The organism is Streptomyces milbemycinicus (assembly GCF_002154605.1).
Taxonomy (GTDB): domain Bacteria; phylum Actinomycetota; class Actinomycetes; order Streptomycetales; family Streptomycetaceae; genus Streptomyces; species Streptomyces milbemycinicus.
On record NZ_MUNE01000077.1, the window covers coordinates 1 to 306 of the forward strand.

General features: G+C 63.4%; 1 protein-coding gene. It reads left to right on the plus strand.

Annotated elements, in window-relative coordinates; all coding sequences use genetic code 11:
• Window positions 1-130: 130 nt before the first annotated feature.
• Window positions 131-306 (plus strand): PadR family transcriptional regulator (locus tag CCN51_RS57020; protein ID WP_425444749.1); only part of this gene is annotated, 176 nt, incomplete at its 3' end.

The following is a 306-nucleotide window of genomic DNA, read 5'->3' on the forward strand; positions in this document are numbered from 1 at the left end:
CCCCCCATCCCCCGGAGCCACCTCACGAGGCTTAGCAGGGACAGGCCAGGGAAACGCCTCTCACCTGCGGAAACGCCCAGCCTCATGCATCTATACACACGAGGTATACGCGTGGTGTAGAGTGCCGTGCATGTCAATCGGCCACACCCTGCTCGGACTTCTGGAGTCCGGCCCACGCCATGGCTACGACCTCAAGAGAGCCTTCGACGAGCGATTCGGGCACGACCGCCCGCTCCACTACGGACAGGTCTACTCGACCATGTCCCGCCTCCTGAAGAACGGCCTCGTCGAGGTCGACGGCATCGA